Source organism: Ancylobacter sp. 3268 (assembly GCF_031456575.1).
Classification (GTDB): domain Bacteria; phylum Pseudomonadota; class Alphaproteobacteria; order Rhizobiales; family Xanthobacteraceae; genus Ancylobacter.
The window spans coordinates 348,474-366,745 of the sequence record NZ_JAVDUX010000003.1; the positions used below are offsets into that span (position 1 = coordinate 348,474).

Here is an 18,272-nt window from a genome sequence, read left to right on the forward strand (position 1 = left end):
AGTCTGCCTCCTGCGTCGTGCGGCCCGCCGACGCTGCGGTCTTGTCCTTCGGGTGAGGTCGTGGATTCAGCAAATGCGGCATGGTCCGCCCGGCGGGTTCGACCGATCCGTGCGGCATAGGCTTTTGCGAGGTCCCCCCATGACTGACGAGAACTCGCCGCCCCCGGGATCCACTGCCGCCGAGACGCCGTCCGCTTCGCCGCCACCGGAATCATCAAACACGGCCCCGCCTCCGCCGCGGCGGCCCGCCAGGAAGACGAAGCCGGGCCGCAAGGCATCCGACCGGGCGAATCATCCCTTGGTGGTGGCGGGCAGCGCCGTGTTCACCTTGCTGCTCGTCGCCATCCTGCTCGGCGGGGGGGCGTTCTGGATCGGCAAGTCGCGCTACGTCGCGCCGGGGCCGCTGGCGGCGGACACCACACTGATCATTCCCGGCGACTACGGGCTGATGGACATTGCCGATCTGCTCGTCGCCAAGGGCCTCATCAACGACAAATGGGTCTTCGTCGCCGCGGCGGTGGGCACTCGGTCCTCGGGCAAGCTGAAGGCGGGCGAATATGCTTTCGCGGCCGGCGCTTCCTCGCGGGACGTGCTCGATACCCTCGTGTCCGGCAAGGTGATCGAATACAACCTCACCATTCCCGAGGGGCTCACCAGCGACCAGATCGTCCAGCGGCTCGCCGAGTTCGAGGTGCTGTCCGGCACGGTGCGCCAGACCCCGCGCGAAGGCAGCCTGCTGCCCGAGACCTACAAGGTCACCCGCGGCACCTCGCGCGAGGACATATTGCGGCGCATGGCGCGTTCGCAGCAGGCGGTGCTGCAGGAAATCTGGCAGAAGCGCGATCCTTCGATCCCGGTGAAGACCCCGGAGGAACTCGTCATCCTCGCCTCCATCGTCGAGAAGGAGACAGGCCAGCCTGACGAGCGGCCACGCGTCGCCGCCGTGTTCGTCAACCGGCTCGACAAGAAGATGCGGCTGCAATCCGATCCGACCATCATCTACGGCCTGGTGCGCGGCAAGGGACGGCTGGAGCGCCCGATCACCCGCACCGACATCACCACGCCGACACCGTTCAACACTTACGCCATACCCGGCCTGCCCCCCGGGCCGATCGGCAACCCTGGCCGCGCCTCGCTGGAGGCTACCGCCAATCCGGCAAAGACCAAGGACCTCTATTTCGTCGCCGATGGCACCGGCGGGCACGTCTTCGCGGAAACCCTCGAGCAGCACAACCGCAACGTGGCACGCTGGCGGCAGATCGAACGCCAGCAGCCGGCGGCGGCCGGCGTTTCCGGCAATACTGGCGCACCGCCGGCGGATTGAATGCCACGACGGCTTGAGAGCGGCGGCGTCGCTGGCTATGGTCCCGCCCTCCCGAGGGGTTCGGGCGGGGAGTGGGGTTGATGGCGCTGGCCAGCATGACAGGGTTCTCACGTACGCAGGGGCTTTCGGGCGCCTGGAACTGGGCGTGGGAACTCAAATCGGTCAACGGCAAGGGGCTCGACCTGCGCCTGCGCCTGCCCGTGGGCTGGGACGTTCTTGAAGCGCCGCTCAAAGCCATTGCCGCCGGGCGGCTGTCCCGTGGAAACATCAATGCCAACCTGACCATGACCCGCAGCGATTCGGCTGTCAGAGTGCGGGTCAATGAAGAGGTGTTGAGAGCCGTGGCGGCCACGGTTTCGCGCATCGCCCGCGAGATGGACGCGCCGCCGGTGCAACTGGAAAGCCTGCTCGGTCTCAAGGGCGTGATGGAAATCGCCGAGGCCGAGGATACGCCGGAACAGCGCAAGGCGGCGGAGGCGGCCGTGACCGCCGGGTTCGAGGCGGCACTCCGTGCGCTTATCGACATGCGCGCCAGCGAGGGAGCCGCGCTCGGTGCAATTCTCAACGAGCGCCTCGACGGCATTGAGCGGCTGACGGCGGCTGCCGAAGCCAACCCTGCCCGCCAACCGGAAGCGATCCGCGCCAAACTCGCCGATCAGATCGCCGCATTGACCGGCAGCGGCAAGGCTTTCGATCCGGATCGGCTGCATCAGGAGGCGTTGCTGCTTGCCAGCAAGGTCGACGTGCGCGAGGAACTCGACCGGCTGGTGGCCCATGTGGCGGCCGCCCGCGCCATGCTGGCCGAAGGGGGACCGGTGGGCCGGCGGCTCGACTTCCTCGCCCAGGAATTCAATCGCGAGACCAATACCCTGTGTTCCAAGGCCAATGACGTGTCGCTGACGGCGATCGGGCTTGAGCTCAAGGGGACTGTCGAGCAGTTCCGCGAACAGGTCCAGAATATCGAGTGACGCGCATGATCCCGGCCCGAACCGAAATCTCCATCGCCCGGCGCGGGCTGATGCTGGTGCTGTCCTCGCCGTCCGGGGCCGGGAAGTCGACGCTGGCGCGGCTGCTGCTGGAGAAGCACCCCGAGATCCATCTCTCGGTCTCGGTGACAACGCGTGAGCGCCGGCCGAGCGAAGTGGAGGGCATCCACTATCACTTCGTCAGTCGCGATCGCTTCGAGCGTCTGCGTGATACAAACGATCTGCTCGAATCGGCGGAAGTGCACGGCAATTTCTACGGCACGCCGCGCGAGCCGGTGGAGGCGGCACTGGCCGCGGGCCGCGACGTGCTGTTCGACATCGACTATCAGGGCACGTTGCAGCTTTACGAGAGGATGCGCTCCGACATTGTCGGCGTGTTCATCCTGCCTCCTTCGGCCGCCGAGCTGAAGCAGCGGCTGGAGCGCCGCGCCGAAGACGCCTCCGGCGTGATCGAGAAGCGGCTGAAGAACGCCCGCACCGAGATCGCCCACTGGAGGGAGTACGACTACGTGCTGGTGAACCAGGACCTCGACAAGACCTTTACCTCGCTACGCCACATCCTTGCCGCCGAGCGCCTGCGCCGCGAGCGCCAGCTCGGCCTGCCGCCGATCATCGAGCGGCTGGACGAGGAGCTGACCGGGCTCACAGACTGACGGATGCCTTGCTGCCGCGCTGTGCGGTGAACGCGTTGGCGAGCGCGACGAAGCCTTCCACTGGGATTTGCTCGGCGCGCTCGGTCGGCGCGATGCCGGCAGCTTCCAGCAGGGCGAGCGGATCGACGCCGAGGCTCTTCAGGCTCTGGCGCAGCATCTTGCGGCGCTGGCCGAAGGCGGCCTCGGTGACTCGCTCCAGTATCCGCCTGTCGCAGGGCAGGGGTGCGGCCCGCGGAACGATGTGTACCACCGACGAGGTGACCTTGGGCGGCGGCACGAAGGCCGAGGGCGCGACATCGAAGGCGATGCGCGCCACGGCTCGCCAGCCGGTGAGCACGGCAAGCCGTCCGTAATGATCGGTGCCGGGCGTGGCGACGATGCGTTCGGCCACCTCGCGCTGGAACATCAGCGTCAGGCTCTCATAGAAGGGCGGCCAGGGCTCGGCCGAGAGCCAGCCGACAAGCAGCGGCGTGCCGATATTATAGGGCAGGTTGGCGACGATGCAGGTCCGGCTCCCCGCGGCCCGCAGCGCGAAGTCGGTGGCGAGAGCGTCCCCCTCGATGATCTCCAACCGGCCGGGATAATGCGCAGCGACCTCGTTCAGCGCCGCGATGCAGCGCGCGTCGCGCTCGACCGCCACCACGTGCTTCGCGCCGAGAGCCAGCAAGGCGCGGGTGAGGCCGCCGGGGCCCGGCCCGACCTCGAACACCGTCATCTCCTCCAGCGTGCCGGCGGTGCGGGCAATGCGGGAGGTAAGGTTGAGGTCGAGCAGGAAATTCTGGCCGAGCGACTTCAGCGCGGACAGGCCGTGGGTGCGGATGACGTCACGCAGCGGCGGCAGGTCGTCGATGGCGCTCATTACGCGGCTTCCGCCCTCGCACCGGCGCCGGCGAGGCGGTCGGCAAGACGAATGGCCTCGATCAGGCTCGATGGGTTGGCGCGCCCGGTGCCGGCAATGTCGAAGGCGGTGCCATGGTCGGGCGAGGTGCGCACGAAAGGCAGGCCGAGGGTGACGTTCACCCCAGTATCGAAGGCCAGCGTCTTCACCGGCGCCAGGACCTGGTCGTGATAGGCGCCGATGACGACGTCATAGCTCCGTCGCGCCGCGGCGTGGAACAGCGTGTCGGCCGGCAGCGGTCCGCGTGCATCGATGCCAAGGGCGCGCAGGGCAGCGACCGCGGGACGGGTGATTTCCTCGTCTTCGCGACCGATGGTGCCGTCTTCGCCGGCGTGCGGATTGAGCCCGCATAGGGCGATGCGCGGGGCGGCGACGCCAAAGCGCCGGATCAGATCGGCGGCAGCGATGCGCCCGGTCTCCACCAGCAACTCGACGGTGAGGAGGCGCGGAACCTCGGCGATCGGCACATGGATGGTGGCCGGGATCACCGCGAGTTCAGGCGACCAGATCATCATTACCGGCCGCGGCGCCGGCTCGCCGCACAGATGCGCGAGATATTCGGTGTGGCCGGGAAATGGGAAGCCATTGGCATAAAGCACGGACTTGGCTATCGGATTGGTCACGATCGCCCGCGCCCTGCCATTGTGCACCAAAGCGACGGCGGCATCGATGGCCGCCTGTGCCGCCGGGCCGCTCGAGACGTCCGGCCTGCCAGGTGCCGCGGTGACGGCGGGACCGGCGGGAACGACCGGCAGGGCGCCAGAAAAAGCGACCGCAGCGTCCTGGGGGGCTATCTCGGCAATATCGAGCACAAGACCGAGATGCTCGGCGCGGGCGGCGAGGCAGGCCGGATCGCCAGTGACGAAGAAGGGCGGCAGCCGCAGCTCTTCCCGTCGCAGCCAGGCGGCGAGGACAATGTCCGGCCCGATACCCGCCGGTTCGCCCAGCGATAGCGCGAGCGGGGAGGAAAGGGCTTTCATCAGGCGCGTCAGCGATACTGGATCATGGCGCTCTTGCGCGCTTCGGCAAGCAGGCGGGCCGACTGGGTGTCGAACTGCTTGCTCTGCAATTCGTTGCGGACCTCGCGCTTCTGCGCACTTTCGCCGATGACTTCACGGCGGTTGCACACGGCGACCATCTCGATACCGGCCTGCGTGACTTCCGGCTGCGTGGTCTGGCCGATCGGGGTCTCGTCCATGATCTTGCGCAGCGCCGGAGGCATGTCGGCCGAGGTGCGGATCACCGGATCACGCACCACGGTCTCGCGCAACTGGCGGGCGGCGGCGACGCCAGCGTCGCAATCGGTGAAGGACCGGCGCAGGGCATTCGCCTCGGCGATGCGCTGCGAACGCATCGCCGGAGGGGCGGTCCGCGAGACGACGAGGACGATCTGGCGCACGGTATATTCCGTGGTGCGCTGGGCCTGGGCGACATCGGCCCCCTTGGCGTTCAGCGCGGCAAAGATGTCGGAATCGCGCACCGTGGTCACCGACGAGAAGCGTCCACGCACATAGTTGTTCCACACATAGTCCGCGCGCATCTTCTGCTTGAGGATGCGCGCATCGATGCCGGCCTGCGACAGCGCTTGGGTCAGCTGATCGGCCGTGCGGCCGGAACGGCTCGCCATGTTGGCGAACATCTTGTTCACTTCCGCGTCATCGATGGTGATGCCATAGCGATTGGCGGTGAATATCTTCAGCCGTTCGTCGATCAACTCCTCCAGCGCCTGCTTGTTGTTAAGCGACCGGCGCTCGGTGAGCTGCACAAGCTTGATGCGCTGGCTCACGTCGAAGCTGGTGATGGGATCGCCCTGCACCATCACGAGGATCTGCTGCGCCTGGGCGGGCGAAGGCGCCACAAAAGCCGGCAATGCAAGGCCGGCACATAGCAAGGCCGTGCGGCACATGCCCTTGAGCGAGAGGGACGCCGGGGCCAAACGGATGCGCGAAACCTGCTTGCGATGACCCTTCGTAAGCATAGCGCAACCCTTCTCCTTCTTTCCGGCGGACCCTACCGCGATCGCGGTTGTTCTGGCCGTTGGTTGTGGCGTCAATGCGACGCTCCGGACGGCGCCGTCACTCGGACGAAGAACCGTCGCCGACGCCGGTCGAGAAGCCGACGGTCCCGAGCGTCCGCAGGGTGAGGGTCAGCAGCACGGTATCGACGCGCTCGCGGTTGCCACTCTCGGTATAGTCCGACTTATAGCTCAGGGTGATGCCGAAGCACTCGTCCATGTAACTCACACCGAACAGCGTGTAGTCGATCTCGTCGACCTGGAAATTGTAGCGGGCGGCTGCCTGCAGGCTCCAGTTCTGGTCGATCTTGTAGCTGCCGGTGCCCAGCACGCCCTCGCGCTGCTCATAATAGCCGAGCAGCGGCTGAGCGGCGTAAAGACCGTAGATGGCCCCGACCGTCAGCTTATCGATGGTGGCGCGGCCTTCGACCTCGTAGCGCTCGACCGCCCAGTCCGATTCGTCGAAGCGGAAGCGGTTGATCAGCGCGAAGTTCTGCGTCGGTGCATAATAGAGCCGCGCCACATAGTCGGACAGGTCGTCATCAAGGCCGGATTCGAGGCCGGTATTGGCCATGTCGCCGATGGCGTAGGAGTTCTGCCCGGCCAGCTGATAGGACTGGCCGATGAGAGCGTTCACCTGCCCGACGCCGCCGATGAAGGCATTGTACTGGATGCCATAATTGACGCGAGTGCCGCCCTCGACCCGGTCATAGCCGGAGAACTTGTTGATCTCGAACAGGTTGGTGTCGTCGAAAATCAGGCTTTGCGCGTCTTCATTCGGGAACTGCCCGATATCGGTCTCGTTCGGCCGCACGATGATCTGGGCGATCGGCTCGATGGTCTGCGTGCCCCATTTTTCGGTGGACATGAAGGGGTAGCGATATTCGAGGCCGATGGCGGGCATGGCGCGGACGAGCGACTGATCGCTGCTCGACAGCCAAGGATAATCCTGCGCCTCAGCCTGCACCGAGGCGACATCCACCTGGGCGTTAAGGAACGGGGTCCACATCTGGCCGGCGTCGTCGATGAAGGTGCGGCGCCAGTTGGCGACGCCTGACAGGCGGGTATAGGTGCCGGCCATGCCGCGCATCAGGCAGTCCTGGCGCTGCTGGGCGGGGTCGGCTCCGACGGCGGTCAGGTCGCATTCATTGGTCGCACCCTGAACGATCTCCGGCACGACGAACGCCGCGGAGGTGGCGCGCAGATCGACTTCCTCGCGGGTCAGGGCGGTAAAGTTGAAATCGTAACTGAACTCGCCGCCGAACACCGACTGACCGAGGGTCTTGCTGTAGTCCAGGACACCGACGACCGGCAGCTGGTCCTGGTCGTCATATTCCGTGAGGCCCTGGAAATACATGCCGCGCAGATCGAAATAGGACCGGTCGCCCTGACCGACCAAATACAGTTGCGAGGTGACCTCTTTTACGTTGTCATTGATGAACTGGTAGTCCTGAAGGAAGGTCTTGTCCGACGTCAGCCAGCCGTCCCAGCCCCAGTACCAGTTCTGGTTGATGTTGAAGCGGCCATGCGTCTCGACGAAGCCACGATTGTCGCGATAGCCCGGCGTGCCAAGGAACTCGTCCTTGTCCATCTGGTCGATCCAGGCGCCGCGCACGCTGTAGGTGCCGGTCTCCAGCCGGTGGCGGAATTCGGCGTCGAGCACCACGCCCTGCTTGGAGACGATGAGCGGCGAGAACGTCACGTCCATATTGGGCGCGATGTTCCAGAAATAGGGGATCGTGCCGCCGAAGCCGATCTCGGACGTGTTGATGAACTGAGGCATCAGGAAGCCCGACTTGCGTTTGACAGTCGGGTCCGGAGCCTCGAGATAGGGCACCCATGCAATCGGAACGCCGAGGAACTCCAGGCTGGCGTTCTGGAAATAGATGGTCTGCTCTTTCTCCTTGTGGATGATGCGCGCTGCCTTGATCTGCCAGAGCGGCGGCTTTTCCGGGTTTGTTTTGCACGGTTCGCAGGGCGTGTAGGCGCCGCTGGTGAGCACAGTGGTGTCGCCACCTTCGCGATCGGCACGCGCCGCGGCGAAGTGCAGGTTGTCCGGCGTATCGATGCGCAGCGAGTTGACGAAGCCGTCAGCAAAATTTTCCGACAGGTCGAGGCTTTCGGCGGCGATGACCTTGCCGTCCTTGTCCTTCAGCCGCACACCGCCTTCCGCCTTCAGGCGGTTGTTGGCACGATCATAGACGACGCGTTTCGCCTCAAGCACCGCGCCGTCGTAATAGATCTGCACATTGCCGTCGGCGATGACCTCATTGCGGTTATAGTCATAGACCAGCTCATCCGCGGTCACCAACATCTTGGCGTTCGGATCGGTCTGGCGCTGGGTCAGAAGCTCGCGCGCGGCGGCGGTGTTCGCCTCCTGGGCAACAGCTCCGCCTGCCGGAGCGAGGACGCCCAGCGCACTGCACAAAATCGTCGAGAACAGCCAACTGGCGAGGCGCCTGCGATGCCCTTCGGACACCGGGGTGACCTTGCCAATGTAGCCGGCAGGTACGCGGCCGACCTTCATCCGTCCTCCCGGTGAAGCAGGATGAGAACCCCCATCAATGCCCCAACGACTGCTGGAAACCACGCTGCGATAATGGGATGCACGATCCCGACCTCACCAAGATCCTCGGCGAGCTTGGTCGATACATAAAGCAGAAACCCTGCGGCCACGCCACCGAGAATCGTCTGCCCGATGCCGCCGAAGCGGAACACGCGCAGGCTGACCGATGCGGCGATGAGGACCATCGCCAGCAGCAGAACCGGCCGTGCCAGAAGGCTTTGATACTGCAACCGGTAGCGCTCGGCCCCGAAGCCGACGCGCGTCGCCGCCTCGATCGCCTCAGGCAGATCCCAGAACGAGACGGTCTCGCTCTGCAGGGTTTCCTGCACCTGATCGGGGGTGAGATTGGTTGCAACCATATAGGTGTCGTAGTTCTGAATGCCTATCGTGGGGGTAAGGACCCGCACTTCGTTGAGCCGCCAGGCCCCCGCTTCCAGAACGGCGTTGCGAGCCTCGATCCGTTCCACCAGCTTTCCATCGGAACCAAACAAGAAGACGTTAACGCCGGATAATTGGCGCCCGCCTCCGGTCTGGGCCGCTGCCTCGATGATGGCCTGGCCGTCGACGCTCTGCTGGCGGATCCAGAAGCCGCTATTGGTCGAGGCGAACAAGCCGGTCTGGCGGTTGAAGATCTCCGCTTCGATGCGATTCGCGCGCTCCTTGAAGTCGGCCGATATCGGATTGTAGAGGGTGGTCGAGAGAATCCCGAGCACCACCGCGCAGATCGCCGCCGGCGAGATGAACTGCCAAGCCGAGATGCCGGCGGCGCGCGCCACCACCAGTTCCAGCCGCCGCGACAGGGTGAGGAAAGTGCCGATGGCGCCGAAGAGCACCGCGAAGGGCAGCAACTGCTCGGTGAAGAACGGCGCCCGGTAGATGGTGAGCAGGAAAAGGGTCAGCGTGTCGATGTCCCTCTCGCCCACGCGCCGCGACATCTCGAGGAAGTCGATGAGCATGATGAGGAACACGCAGCCGAAAAAGATGCCGAGCACCGAATTCAGGAATCGGCGGGCGAAATAGATTCCGAGCGTGCGTCCGATCACCGCATCGCTCCCATCGTCCGAATGATACGCATGCGGTTCAGTTCACGGTCTCGCGCACGACGCGCTGGGCGAGGGCATCGAGCCGGCGTCGAATCGCTTCCGGCATCCGTGGCTTGAACCGGCCGCTGAGCGAGAGCGCCGAGCCGACGATGACGAGGATCGGCACCAGATAGACGAAAGGCACCAGGCCGGCATTGTTCCGTACCTGCTGGATGAGCCCGAAGCTGAGCACCTGCAGGGTGATCACAAAGGGCGCGGTGGCGGCGAGGGCGAGCCCGCGCCCCTCGCGGGTCGTACGAGGCTCGGCCAGCGCCGCGGCAGCGATGCCGAAGAAGGCAAGCACATACAGCGGCAGCGACAGCCGACGATGGATCTCCTCGGTGAAGCGACCGGGATCGCGTTGATACGCCGGATCGTCGGCAGGAGGGCTCAGCAATTCGCGGAAGCTGCGCTCCGGCGCTCGGTAGACCGGGCTGTCGCTTCCGGCGGTGAAGGGCGACAGATCGAAGGCGTAGCGCTGGAACTCGACGACGTTGCTGTCCTGCTTGCCAGGCGTGCGGCGGTGGATCGCGCCTTCCTCGAGAATCAGGAACGTGCCCTTTTCGGTATCGACGATCTGCCCGCGGTCGGCGAGATAGGTGCTGATTTCCTCCGAGTTCCGCGCGTCGTTGATGAAGATGCCGCCCAGCACGCCGGTGGTGTTGCGCTCGCGCACGTTGAACACCATGCCCGGTGCCAGGGTGGTGAAGCGTCCTGGCTGGGCGATGAAAGCGACCACGTCCGCGCGCACGCGCGTGACCTCATAACGGAACTGCCGCAGTGCGGCCGGCACCAGCTCCATGGAAAGAGCGGTGCAGAGCGCAGCGACCAGGACGGCCAATATGATCAGCGGACGCAGAAAACGGATGGTCGAGATACCCGCCGCGCTGGAGACGACGATCTCCGAATCGCTGTTCATGCGGAACAGCGTGTGGGCGACCGCGAGGAACAGAGCTGCCGGCGCCAACGCTAGCACCAGCGCCGGCAAGGCGAGGCTGGTGATGAAGACGAAGGCCAGGATGGTCTGTCCCTGGGTCGTCATGATGTCGAGTTCGCGCAGCGCCTGGGTGATCCAGATCATGCCGGCCAACACGGCCAGCGTGCCGACGAACGCCGTGCCCGCCGAGCGGAACACGTAGCGATCAAGGCGGGTCATCAATGGGCGTTCCTCATCATACCTTCCGAAACGTCCCCTGCGACCATCGTGCACCGAGGTGCGCGACCTCTTTCGCCACGATGAATAAGCGGGCTCGCCGCCGGGTGCAAATCCCGCCGGGAGCGAGGCTGTTAACTCCGGTCGACGGTGCCTCTCGTCGTCACGTCGCGAATGGTCTAAACAGGCCCGATGGCTCCAACCTGCCAGTACAAAGGTGCCCGATTATGGCCGACAGCGTGAAGATCAGCTTTGCCAAGTTTCCTGCTACCCTCGAGGGCTTCAGCGTGCTGCTGGCAGCTTCGGGTGCTGCGGGTGGACGGGCGAGCCTGTCGGCGGTGGCCGAGGCGCTGGCAGCGCCGGCCGGCGACCTGCTGGAGCGTGCCGGAGCGGCGGATCGCTTCGAGGGAAAGAGCGGAGCCGTTCTCGATCTGCTGGCGCCGTCGGGGCTCTCGCTGCCGCGCCTTCTCGTGTTCGGCGTGGGCAAAGCGCCCGATCTGCGGCCGATCGACTGGCTGACGCTTGGCGGCTCCATCATGGGCAAGCTGCCGGATTCGGCAGGCGATGTCGGCATTCTGCTCGATCTGCCCGGCGTAGAGGTGAGCGCCCAGGCGGCGGCGGAGGTGGCGCTGGGCTTGAGGCTGCGTGCCTATTCCTTCGACCGTTACAAGACGAAAAAGAAGTCCGAGGACGCCGGCAAGCTGCGCATCACCCTTTATGTCGGCGACGATGCCGCGGCCAAGCGTGCGTGGAAGAAGCGCGAGGGCATCGGCGAGGGAGTGGTGATCGCCCGCGATCTTGTGAACGAGCCCGCCAATGTTCTCACCCCGACGGAATTCGCGCGTCGTGCGGGCGACCTTGCCAAGGTCGGCGTCGATGTCGAGGTGATGGGCGAGAAGGATCTGAAGAAGATCGGCATGCGCGCGCTGCTCGGCGTCGGGCAGGGGTCGGATGAGGAAAGCCAGGTGGTGGTGATGCGCTGGAACGGCGGCAAGAGCGATGCCGCCCCGGTCGCGTTCATCGGCAAGGGCGTCGTGTTCGATACTGGCGGCATTTCCATCAAGCCGGCCGCCGGCATGGAAGACATGAAGGGCGACATGGCCGGTGCCGCCTGCGTGGTAGGGCTCATGCATGCGCTCGCGCGCCGCAAGGCCAAGGTGAACGCCGTGGGCGTCATCGGCCTCGTCGAGAACATGCCGGATGGCAAGGCGCAGCGACCCGGCGACATCGTCACTTCGATGTCGGGCCAGACCATCGAGATCATCAACACCGATGCCGAGGGCCGGCTCGTGCTTGGCGATGTGCTCTGGTATACCAAGGAGCGCTTCAAGCCGCGCTTCATGGTGAACCTTGCCACGCTCACCGGCGCCATCCTGGTGGCGCTCGGCACCGAGAACGCCGGCCTGTTCTCCAATGACGACGCTCTCGCCGCCAACCTCCACGAGGCCGGGCTCGAGACGGGCGAGAAGGTGTGGCGCATGCCGCTCTCGCCCGAATATGACAAGCTGATCGATTCGAAGTTCGCCGATATGAAGAACACCGGCGGCCGCTTCGGCGGTTCGATCACCGCCGCGCAGTTCCTGCAGCGCTTCGTTGGCACGGTGCCGTGGGCGCATCTCGACATTGCCGGCACGGGCATGTCCTCGCCGCAGAGCGAGATCAATCGCAGCTGGGGCGGCGGCTGGGGCGTGCGGCTGCTCGATCATCTGGTGGCGCACCAGTACGAGGATTGAGCCGAGCGCTGCCGTGACGGAGGTCTTCTTCTATCACCTGAAAGAACGACCGCTGGAGGCGGCCCTGCCGCAACTGCTCGAAAAATGCCTCGAGCGGGGCTGGCGCTGTATCGTGCAGGCTTCTTCGCCCGAGCGGGTCGATGCGCTTGATCAGCATTTGTGGACGTATGCCGAGGCCTCCTTTCTTCCGCACGGAACCGACCGGCAGCCGGAGCCGCAGCGACAGCCCGTGCTGCTGACTGATCGCGAGGGCAATCCGAACGACGCGCAGGTCCGCTTTCTCGTCGAGGATGCCACGCTCGACGACGCCTCGCCTTACGTGCGGGTGATTCACATGTTCGACGATAGCGACCCGGCCCGGATCGAACGTGCCCGGCAGGGCTGGCGTGCCGCCCGGGCGGCGGGGCACGACGTTGCCTATTGGCAGCAGGATTCGCAGGGGCGCTGGTCGCGCAAGTAAGGCAGGCGGCCGAAACCAACTGCGGCGCGGTCTGGGCGGATGGCTTCCGCGGCCTGTGGATGACCTCGCGGCCCCGTTAAGGATCGGTTAAGCTTACCCATTGATTTCAAAAAGCTTTCCGTTCTGGTCCTTTTAGGACCGGCATACTCGGTTGCCTCCCTCAAAATGTGTCTAGAGTGCAACACCCGCCCGCGGAATGCCCTTTCGTCGCCCAATTCCGGCACTTTGGCTTTGCGCCCCGAAACCGATTCAAACAATATCGTCCGCGGATGCCGTGCTTCACGTGCGGTGGGTCCTGACAATCGAAAACCCAACATTGATCCAATTTGGGGGAGAATGAAGTGAAGACGGTCATGAAGAATATCCTGCTCGGCTCGGTGGCTGGGCTTGCGATGGTCGGGACTGCTGCGGCGGCCGATCTGCCTGTGAAGGCGAAGGCTGCGGAATATGTGAAGATCTGCTCGACCTACGGCGCGGGCTTCTACTACATTCCGGGCACCGATACCTGCCTGAAGGTCGGCGGCTTCGTGCAGGCCGACTATTACTACCAGGACTACGATTACCTGAACAACGCTGACTTCCAGTCCTCGTACTTCCGCTCGCGCGGCACCATCCGTCTGGATGCCCGCACGCAGACCGAGTACGGCACCCTGCGTTCGTTCATCGACCTGCGCGCCACCTACGGCGACGGTCTCGGCAACGTCTACGGCGACGGCGGCGACTCCACCGCGATCACCCTCGACAAGGGTTACATCCAGTTCGCTGGTTTCACCTTCGGTAAGGTCCAGTCGTTCTTCGACTACTATGCCGACAACAACGTTTGGGGCTTCGACTCCCCGGCGATCACCGCTGACACCAACGTGACCGCGGCTGCCTACACCGCCGACTTCGGCGGCGGCTTCACGGCCACGATCTCGCTCGAAGACGACTCGTCGCGTTCGAACGGCGACAGCCTCGGTGAAATCGCTCAGCCCGACATCCCGGCGCTGATCGGTAACATCAACTACGAAGGCGAGTGGGGCGGCTTCCAGATCGCCGGTGCCATCCGTCAGCTCGACGACAGCTACTACGACCCCTTCGGCATCTCCACCGATGACTCGGTTGGTTGGGCCGTCCTCGGCGGCGTGAAGTTCAACCTGCCGACCCTCGGCGAAGGCGACACGCTGTACATCGAAGGCGCCTACGGCAGCGGTGCGGTCGGTTACACCGGCATCAACGGTGGCTTCTCGACCATCAGCAGCCAGCTGGCTCAGGACCTCTACTACAACCCGGTCACCAACACCCTCGAGACGGGTGATGCCTGGACGATCGCGGCCGAACTCACCCACTTCTTCACGCCCCAGGTCTTCGGCGTGCTGTATGGCAACTACGGCCAGCTCAGCGCCCCGTCTGCGGCTGTCGATTTCGGTGGCTACTCCGACTACAACATCTGGACGCTCGGCGGCAGCCTGAACTGGTCGCCGGTGAAGAACCTGCTCTTCGTCGCCCAGTACACCTTCATGCAGACCGACTACGACAACCCGGTCCTGAACGACTACGGCTCGTTCATCGACAGCTCGAACGCCCAGCAGGTCATCCTGTCGGTGCGTCGCACCTTCTGATCCTATTGGGTCTGAATGCCTTGGAAACCCCGGCCTTGTGCCGGGGTTTCTTTTTGTCGGGTATCTCGTATCGCCATTGGAGGCTTGCCTGACCGCCCAGTACCAGCCCGATCCTTGATAGGGCGGAGCGAGGCGTCCGCGCCCGCTTGGCGTTGCGGCTTCCCCGGCTTCATTGGTGAGACGAGGCTCCCGAAGCCGAACTCCGCATCATCTCTTGGCATGACAAACTCCAGCCCCCTGCCATGAGAGCGTGTTCTGCGCGCGTTGATGAAGGCCGCGAATAGGCGCGCATGTCCTGTGACATGGTTCCTTGGGAACCGCCGGACTTTCCCAGGACGGAAATATTGGCTGTGCCGGAACGACTGGATCGCGACGTCAGTCGCCGGCCGCTTCCAAAGCGTCGATCTCGGAAGAAAGCGTGATCCAGCTCTCTTCTTCGCTGCCGAGCTTCCCGCTCTGCTCGCTTCGCTGCCGTCCCAGTTCGGCAGCCTTTTGCGGATTTTTGATATAGAGCGACGCATCGGCAAGCTGGCTGTCGAGTTCGGCGATCTGCCGCTCCAGCCGGGCCATGCGGGTTTCTATGTCCTTCAGTTTCTTGCGCAATGGTGCCGCTTCTGCCCGCCGGCGCGCCGCGATCTGGCGGGCGGTATCCGATTTCGGGAGGGAACTCTCATCCTTGCGGTCTGAGCGACGCAGCACCAGCTTGCGGTATTCGTCGAGATCGCCGTCATAGGGCGCGACAGTGCGGTCGGCGACCAGCCAGAGCCGTTCGGCGCACGCATCCAGCAGCGAGCGATCATGGCTGACCAGAATCACCGCGCCAGGATAGTCGTTGATCGCTTCCACCAGCGCCTGCCGGGCGGCGATGTCGAGATGGTTGGTCGGCTCGTCGAGAATCAGCAGGTGAGGGCCGTGAAAGGCGGCGAGCCCGAGCAGGAGCCGCGCCTTCTCGCCACCCGACAGGGACGAGACCGGCGTGTTGGCGGCAGGACCGGAAAAGCCCAGTTCCGCCGCCCGTGACCTCACCTTGGCCTCGGGCGCTTCGGGCATCAGTCGACGTATGTGGTGGAAGGCGCTTTCATCGGCCACCAGTTCGTCGAGCTGGTGCTGGGCCAGATAGGCGATGTCGAGACCAGCCGCCCGAACCATGCGTCCGGCCAGAGGTTCCAGCCGGCCGGAGATCAGCTTGGCAAAGGTCGACTTGCCATTGCCGTTTGGTCCCAGCAACGCGATGCGGTCGTCGTGATCGATGCGCAAGGTGAGATTGCGCAGCACCGGATTGCCCGGCTCGTAGCCGACCGACACGCCGTCCAGCGTCAGAATAGGAGGGGAGGGGATGCGCTCGGGATGGCGGATCGAGATTGCCGCCGACGCCTCGCCGAGCTCTTCGGCGATCGGCTCCATCCGGGCCAGCGCCTTGAGGCGCGACTGCGCCTGCCGCGCCTTGGTCGCCTTGGCGCGGAAACGCTCGACGAAGGCTTCCATGTGCCGGCGCTTGGCTTCCTGCTTGGCGCGCAGCTTCTGGTTCTGTTGCAGCTTCTCGGCACGCTGGCGCTCGAAGGAATCATAACCGCCGCGCCAGAGCTGGAGCTTGCCTCGGTCGAGATGCAGAATGAACGAGACGGATTCGTTCAATAGTTCGCGGTCGTGGCTAACGATCAGGACGGTGCGCGGATAGTGGGCAAGATAGTCCTGCAGCCAGAGCGTGCCTTCTAGATCGAGATAGTTGGTCGGTTCGTCGAGCAGCAGCAGATCTGGCTCGGCGAACAGGATGGCGGCGAGGGCAACCCGCATGCGCCACCCGCCGGAAAATTCCGAGCAGGGACGTTGTTGCGCCGAATCGTCGAAGCCGAGGCCGGCGAGGATGCGAGCCGCGCGTGCCGGCGCGGCGTGAGCGTCGATATCGACGAGCCTGGTCTCGATTTCGGCGATCCGGGCCGGATCGGTGGCGGTGGCGCTCTCGGCGATCAGCTGCGCCCGCTCGGTATCGGCGGCGAGCACCACGTCGATCAGTCTCTCCGGGCCAGCAGGGGCTTCCTGGGCCACCTGGCCGATACGAGCGCCAGTGGGGAGACGGATCTGGCCGCTCTCCAGCGACAGTTCGCCGGTAATCGCGCGGAACAGCGTGGTCTTGCCGGTGCCGTTGCGGCCGACAAGTCCAACCCGCGCGCCTTCCGGTATAGCGGCGGACGCGTGGTCGATGAGCAGGCGGCCGGCGAGGCGCAGCGATATGTCGTCGAGTGTGATCACCTGCGCCTTTTGCCTCGCCGGGCGAGCCGGGGCAAGTGCGTTAGCTCGGCGGCGGCACGATCCGGACGTCCACGGTTCCGTTTTCGCGCTGGAATGCAATCAGATCCAGCGACGGGGTGGCCGCCTTGCCGAGAAAATAGCTCAGCAGCGCATGTGCCTGTCCGCGGTGATGTGTCTGGTGATTGAAGAAATGATCCAACGCGCTGTCGAGCGGCTGCACGAATGAGGTGCCGGAACTGTTGGTGTAACGGATCTCGGCGGCAAGGGCCGGCCCGTCGAGTGCGGCGACGAAGGTCTCGATCCGCACATCCTCCGCGACACGCGCTTGGCTCAGGGCAGGCAGATCTTCGAACAACAGGGTGTCGAGGCGGGAAGGCGCTTCACCAAAGCCGGTGAAGCGCTTCATCCATATGCGATCGGCAACCAGCAAATGATTGAGGGTGCCGCGCACCGAACCGAAGAAGGCTCCGCGATCCTGCGTGTACTGAAGCGAATTCAGCTGCGATGCCGCCTGATAAATTCGTCGATTTGCCCACGAATTATAGTTCGCCAGCTTGGAATAACAGCGTGAGATCATCTAATTAACTCATATTCACGATTATGTTCGATACCAGAAGAAATAATCGCGCTTGACTGATTCAACCTCGAGGAATCTTCTGCTGACGTGGGGGCTTTTGGAGAGTTAGTGGCGCTTCTGCGCCACCGATCGGGGCGCTGACCATGAAGAAATATCTCGCTGAATTCATCGGCACCGCAGTCCTGGTGCTTTTCGGCTGCGGTTCGGTCGTGGTGACTGGTCTGGCCGATGTCTCTCATATGTGGTTTCTCGCGGTTGCCTTCGCATTTGGCCTGTCGGTGACGGCAATGGCCTATGGTATCGGTCCGATCTCCGGTTGCCATATTAATCCGGCGGTAAGCCTCGGCGTATGGGCGGCGCGGCGCCTGCCGACCAGCGATCTCGTGGGCTACATCGTCGCTCAGGTGCTGGGCGGCATTTTCGGCGCGGCGCTGCTCTATTTCCTCATGTCGGGCAAGGTTGGCGGCTATGATGTCGCGGCGTTCGGTCTCGGCCAGAATGGCTGGGGCGAAGGGTTCGGGCGCGGTTTCGGCATCAGTACCGCCATTTTGGCCGAACTGATCGGCACCTTTGTCTTTCTGGTGGTCATCCTCGGCGCCACCGGCAAGGCGGGTGCTACCCCGGTAGCAGGTCTCGCGATCGGCTTGACGCTGGTGCTGATACACATCGTTTTCATCCCGGCGACGGGCGTGTCGGTCAATCCGGCACGCAGCATCGGTCCGGCCGTCTTCGTCGGCGGTAAGGCGCTTGAGCAACTCTGGCTGTTCGTGGTGATTCCGCCCATCGGCGGTCTGCTTGCCGGCTTGCTGTTCCGCGCCAAGGTGCTTGAAGACTGATCCCGTATCTCTGCCCGGAGAAGCGGGGAGCGGAAGTCGTCTGGATTGCCCTGGTTATAGCATTCGAGGCGACGGCGATGCGTGCCGGAGCGGCGCGGTGACAACTGAAAGCCCCGGCTCGTGGAGGCGAGCCGGGGCA

15 protein-coding genes are annotated in these 18,272 nt (G+C 64.5%); 7 read left to right on the top strand and 8 right to left on the bottom strand.

Annotated elements, in window-relative coordinates; translation table 11 throughout:
- Window positions 1-319 precede the first annotated feature (319 nt).
- The 3 genes from mltG (at window position 320) to gmk (ending at window position 2,963) form a co-directional block, all read left to right on the top strand.
- Window positions 320-1,324 (top strand): endolytic transglycosylase MltG, encoded by a 1,005-nt coding sequence (gene mltG / locus J2X65_RS06135; RefSeq protein WP_310199317.1) that lies wholly within the window; start codon window positions 320-322, stop codon window positions 1,322-1,324.
- An 80-nt stretch (window positions 1,325-1,404) separates the two neighbouring features.
- Entirely contained in the window at window positions 1,405-2,292 is an 888-nt protein-coding gene (locus J2X65_RS06140) for a YicC/YloC family endoribonuclease (RefSeq protein ID WP_310199318.1), read from the top strand.
- A gap of 5 nt (window positions 2,293-2,297) precedes the next feature.
- Entirely contained in the window at window positions 2,298-2,963 is a 666-nt protein-coding gene (gmk, locus tag J2X65_RS06145; RefSeq protein WP_310199320.1) for a guanylate kinase, read from the top strand.
- Here the strand turns inward: gmk and rsmA are convergent.
- The 6 genes from rsmA to lptF all read right to left on the bottom strand — a co-directional run bounded on the left by rsmA (window position 2,953) and on the right by lptF (window position 10,679).
- The gene (gene rsmA / locus J2X65_RS06150; RefSeq protein WP_310199322.1) at window positions 2,953-3,822 is read right to left on the bottom strand and encodes a 16S rRNA (adenine(1518)-N(6)/adenine(1519)-N(6))-dimethyltransferase RsmA; all 870 of its coding nucleotides are present in this window, start codon (window positions 3,820-3,822) and stop codon (window positions 2,953-2,955) included. The two genes, gmk and rsmA, sit on opposite strands and share 11 nt — an antisense overlap.
- Complete coding sequence (pdxA, locus tag J2X65_RS06155; RefSeq protein WP_310199324.1) at window positions 3,822-4,841, bottom strand: 4-hydroxythreonine-4-phosphate dehydrogenase PdxA; 1,020 nt, start codon at window positions 4,839-4,841, stop codon at window positions 3,822-3,824. The genes rsmA and pdxA overlap by 1 nt, the downstream gene beginning before the upstream one ends.
- An 8-nt stretch (window positions 4,842-4,849) precedes the next feature.
- Window positions 4,850-5,839 (bottom strand): SurA N-terminal domain-containing protein, encoded by a 990-nt coding sequence (locus J2X65_RS06160; RefSeq protein ID WP_310199326.1) that lies wholly within the window; start codon window positions 5,837-5,839, stop codon window positions 4,850-4,852.
- 97 nt (window positions 5,840-5,936) lie between these two features.
- The gene (locus J2X65_RS06165; RefSeq protein WP_310199328.1) at window positions 5,937-8,402 is read right to left on the bottom strand and encodes an LPS-assembly protein LptD; all 2,466 of its coding nucleotides are present in this window, start codon (window positions 8,400-8,402) and stop codon (window positions 5,937-5,939) included.
- Complete coding sequence (lptG, locus tag J2X65_RS06170) at window positions 8,399-9,484, bottom strand: LPS export ABC transporter permease LptG (protein ID WP_310199330.1); 1,086 nt, start codon at window positions 9,482-9,484, stop codon at window positions 8,399-8,401. The genes J2X65_RS06165 and lptG overlap by 4 nt, the downstream gene beginning before the upstream one ends.
- A gap of 37 nt (window positions 9,485-9,521) precedes the next feature.
- Window positions 9,522-10,679, bottom strand: coding sequence for an LPS export ABC transporter permease LptF (gene lptF, locus J2X65_RS06175; protein ID WP_310199333.1), 1,158 nt, complete (start codon window positions 10,677-10,679; stop codon window positions 9,522-9,524).
- 224 nt (window positions 10,680-10,903) lie between these two features.
- Between lptF and J2X65_RS06180 the strand changes: the two genes are divergently transcribed.
- From J2X65_RS06180 to J2X65_RS06190, 3 genes are all read left to right on the top strand, one after another.
- Complete coding sequence (locus tag J2X65_RS06180; protein ID WP_310199335.1) at window positions 10,904-12,409, top strand: leucyl aminopeptidase; 1,506 nt, start codon at window positions 10,904-10,906, stop codon at window positions 12,407-12,409.
- Between the two features lie 13 nt (window positions 12,410-12,422).
- A complete protein-coding gene (locus tag J2X65_RS06185) occupies window positions 12,423-12,869 on the top strand; it encodes a DNA polymerase III subunit chi (RefSeq protein ID WP_310199337.1) in 447 nt (148 codons plus the stop codon).
- Between the two features lie 341 nt (window positions 12,870-13,210).
- Complete coding sequence (locus J2X65_RS06190; protein WP_310199339.1) at window positions 13,211-14,470, top strand: porin; 1,260 nt, start codon at window positions 13,211-13,213, stop codon at window positions 14,468-14,470.
- A gap of 375 nt (window positions 14,471-14,845) precedes the next feature.
- On the opposite strand, the gene J2X65_RS06195 is transcribed toward J2X65_RS06190, so the two are convergent.
- Together J2X65_RS06195 and J2X65_RS06200 are read right to left on the bottom strand one after the other, a co-directional pair.
- On the bottom strand, window positions 14,846-16,720 hold the full coding sequence (locus J2X65_RS06195; protein ID WP_310199341.1) for an ABC-F family ATP-binding cassette domain-containing protein: 1,875 nt from the start codon (window positions 16,718-16,720) through the stop codon (window positions 14,846-14,848).
- Between the two features lie 40 nt (window positions 16,721-16,760).
- Window positions 16,761-17,294: a DinB family protein gene (locus tag J2X65_RS06200; protein WP_404977672.1), complete on the bottom strand. Its 534-nt coding sequence runs from the start codon at window positions 17,292-17,294 to the stop codon at window positions 16,761-16,763.
- A gap of 146 nt (window positions 17,295-17,440) precedes the next feature.
- On the opposite strand from J2X65_RS06200, the gene J2X65_RS06205 reads away from it, so the two are divergent.
- Entirely contained in the window at window positions 17,441-18,133 is a 693-nt protein-coding gene (locus J2X65_RS06205; protein ID WP_310199347.1) for an MIP family channel protein, read from the top strand.
- Window positions 18,134-18,272 lie beyond the last annotated feature (139 nt).

What these genes read in the sequence shown, in the direction of transcription:
- J2X65_RS06160 (WP_310199326.1), bottom strand. Translation starts at nt 5,839, where the DNA reads ATGCTTACGAAGGGTCATCGCAAGCAGGTTTCGCGCATCCGTTTGGCC.
- J2X65_RS06140 (WP_310199318.1), top strand. Translation starts at nt 1,405, where the DNA reads ATGGCGCTGGCCAGCATGACAGGGTTCTCACGTACGCAGGGGCTTTCG.
- J2X65_RS06165 (WP_310199328.1), bottom strand. Translation starts at nt 8,402, where the DNA reads ATGAAGGTCGGCCGCGTACCTGCCGGCTACATTGGCAAGGTCACCCCG.
- gmk (WP_310199320.1), top strand. Translation starts at nt 2,298, where the DNA reads ATGATCCCGGCCCGAACCGAAATCTCCATCGCCCGGCGCGGGCTGATG.
- lptF (WP_310199333.1), bottom strand. Translation starts at nt 10,679, where the DNA reads ATGACCCGCCTTGATCGCTACGTGTTCCGCTCGGCGGGCACGGCGTTC.
- rsmA (WP_310199322.1), bottom strand. Translation starts at nt 3,822, where the DNA reads ATGAGCGCCATCGACGACCTGCCGCCGCTGCGTGACGTCATCCGCACC.
- J2X65_RS06205 (WP_310199347.1), top strand. Translation starts at nt 17,441, where the DNA reads ATGAAGAAATATCTCGCTGAATTCATCGGCACCGCAGTCCTGGTGCTT.
- J2X65_RS06180 (WP_310199335.1), top strand. Translation starts at nt 10,904, where the DNA reads ATGGCCGACAGCGTGAAGATCAGCTTTGCCAAGTTTCCTGCTACCCTC.
- pdxA (WP_310199324.1), bottom strand. Translation starts at nt 4,841, where the DNA reads ATGAAAGCCCTTTCCTCCCCGCTCGCGCTATCGCTGGGCGAACCGGCG.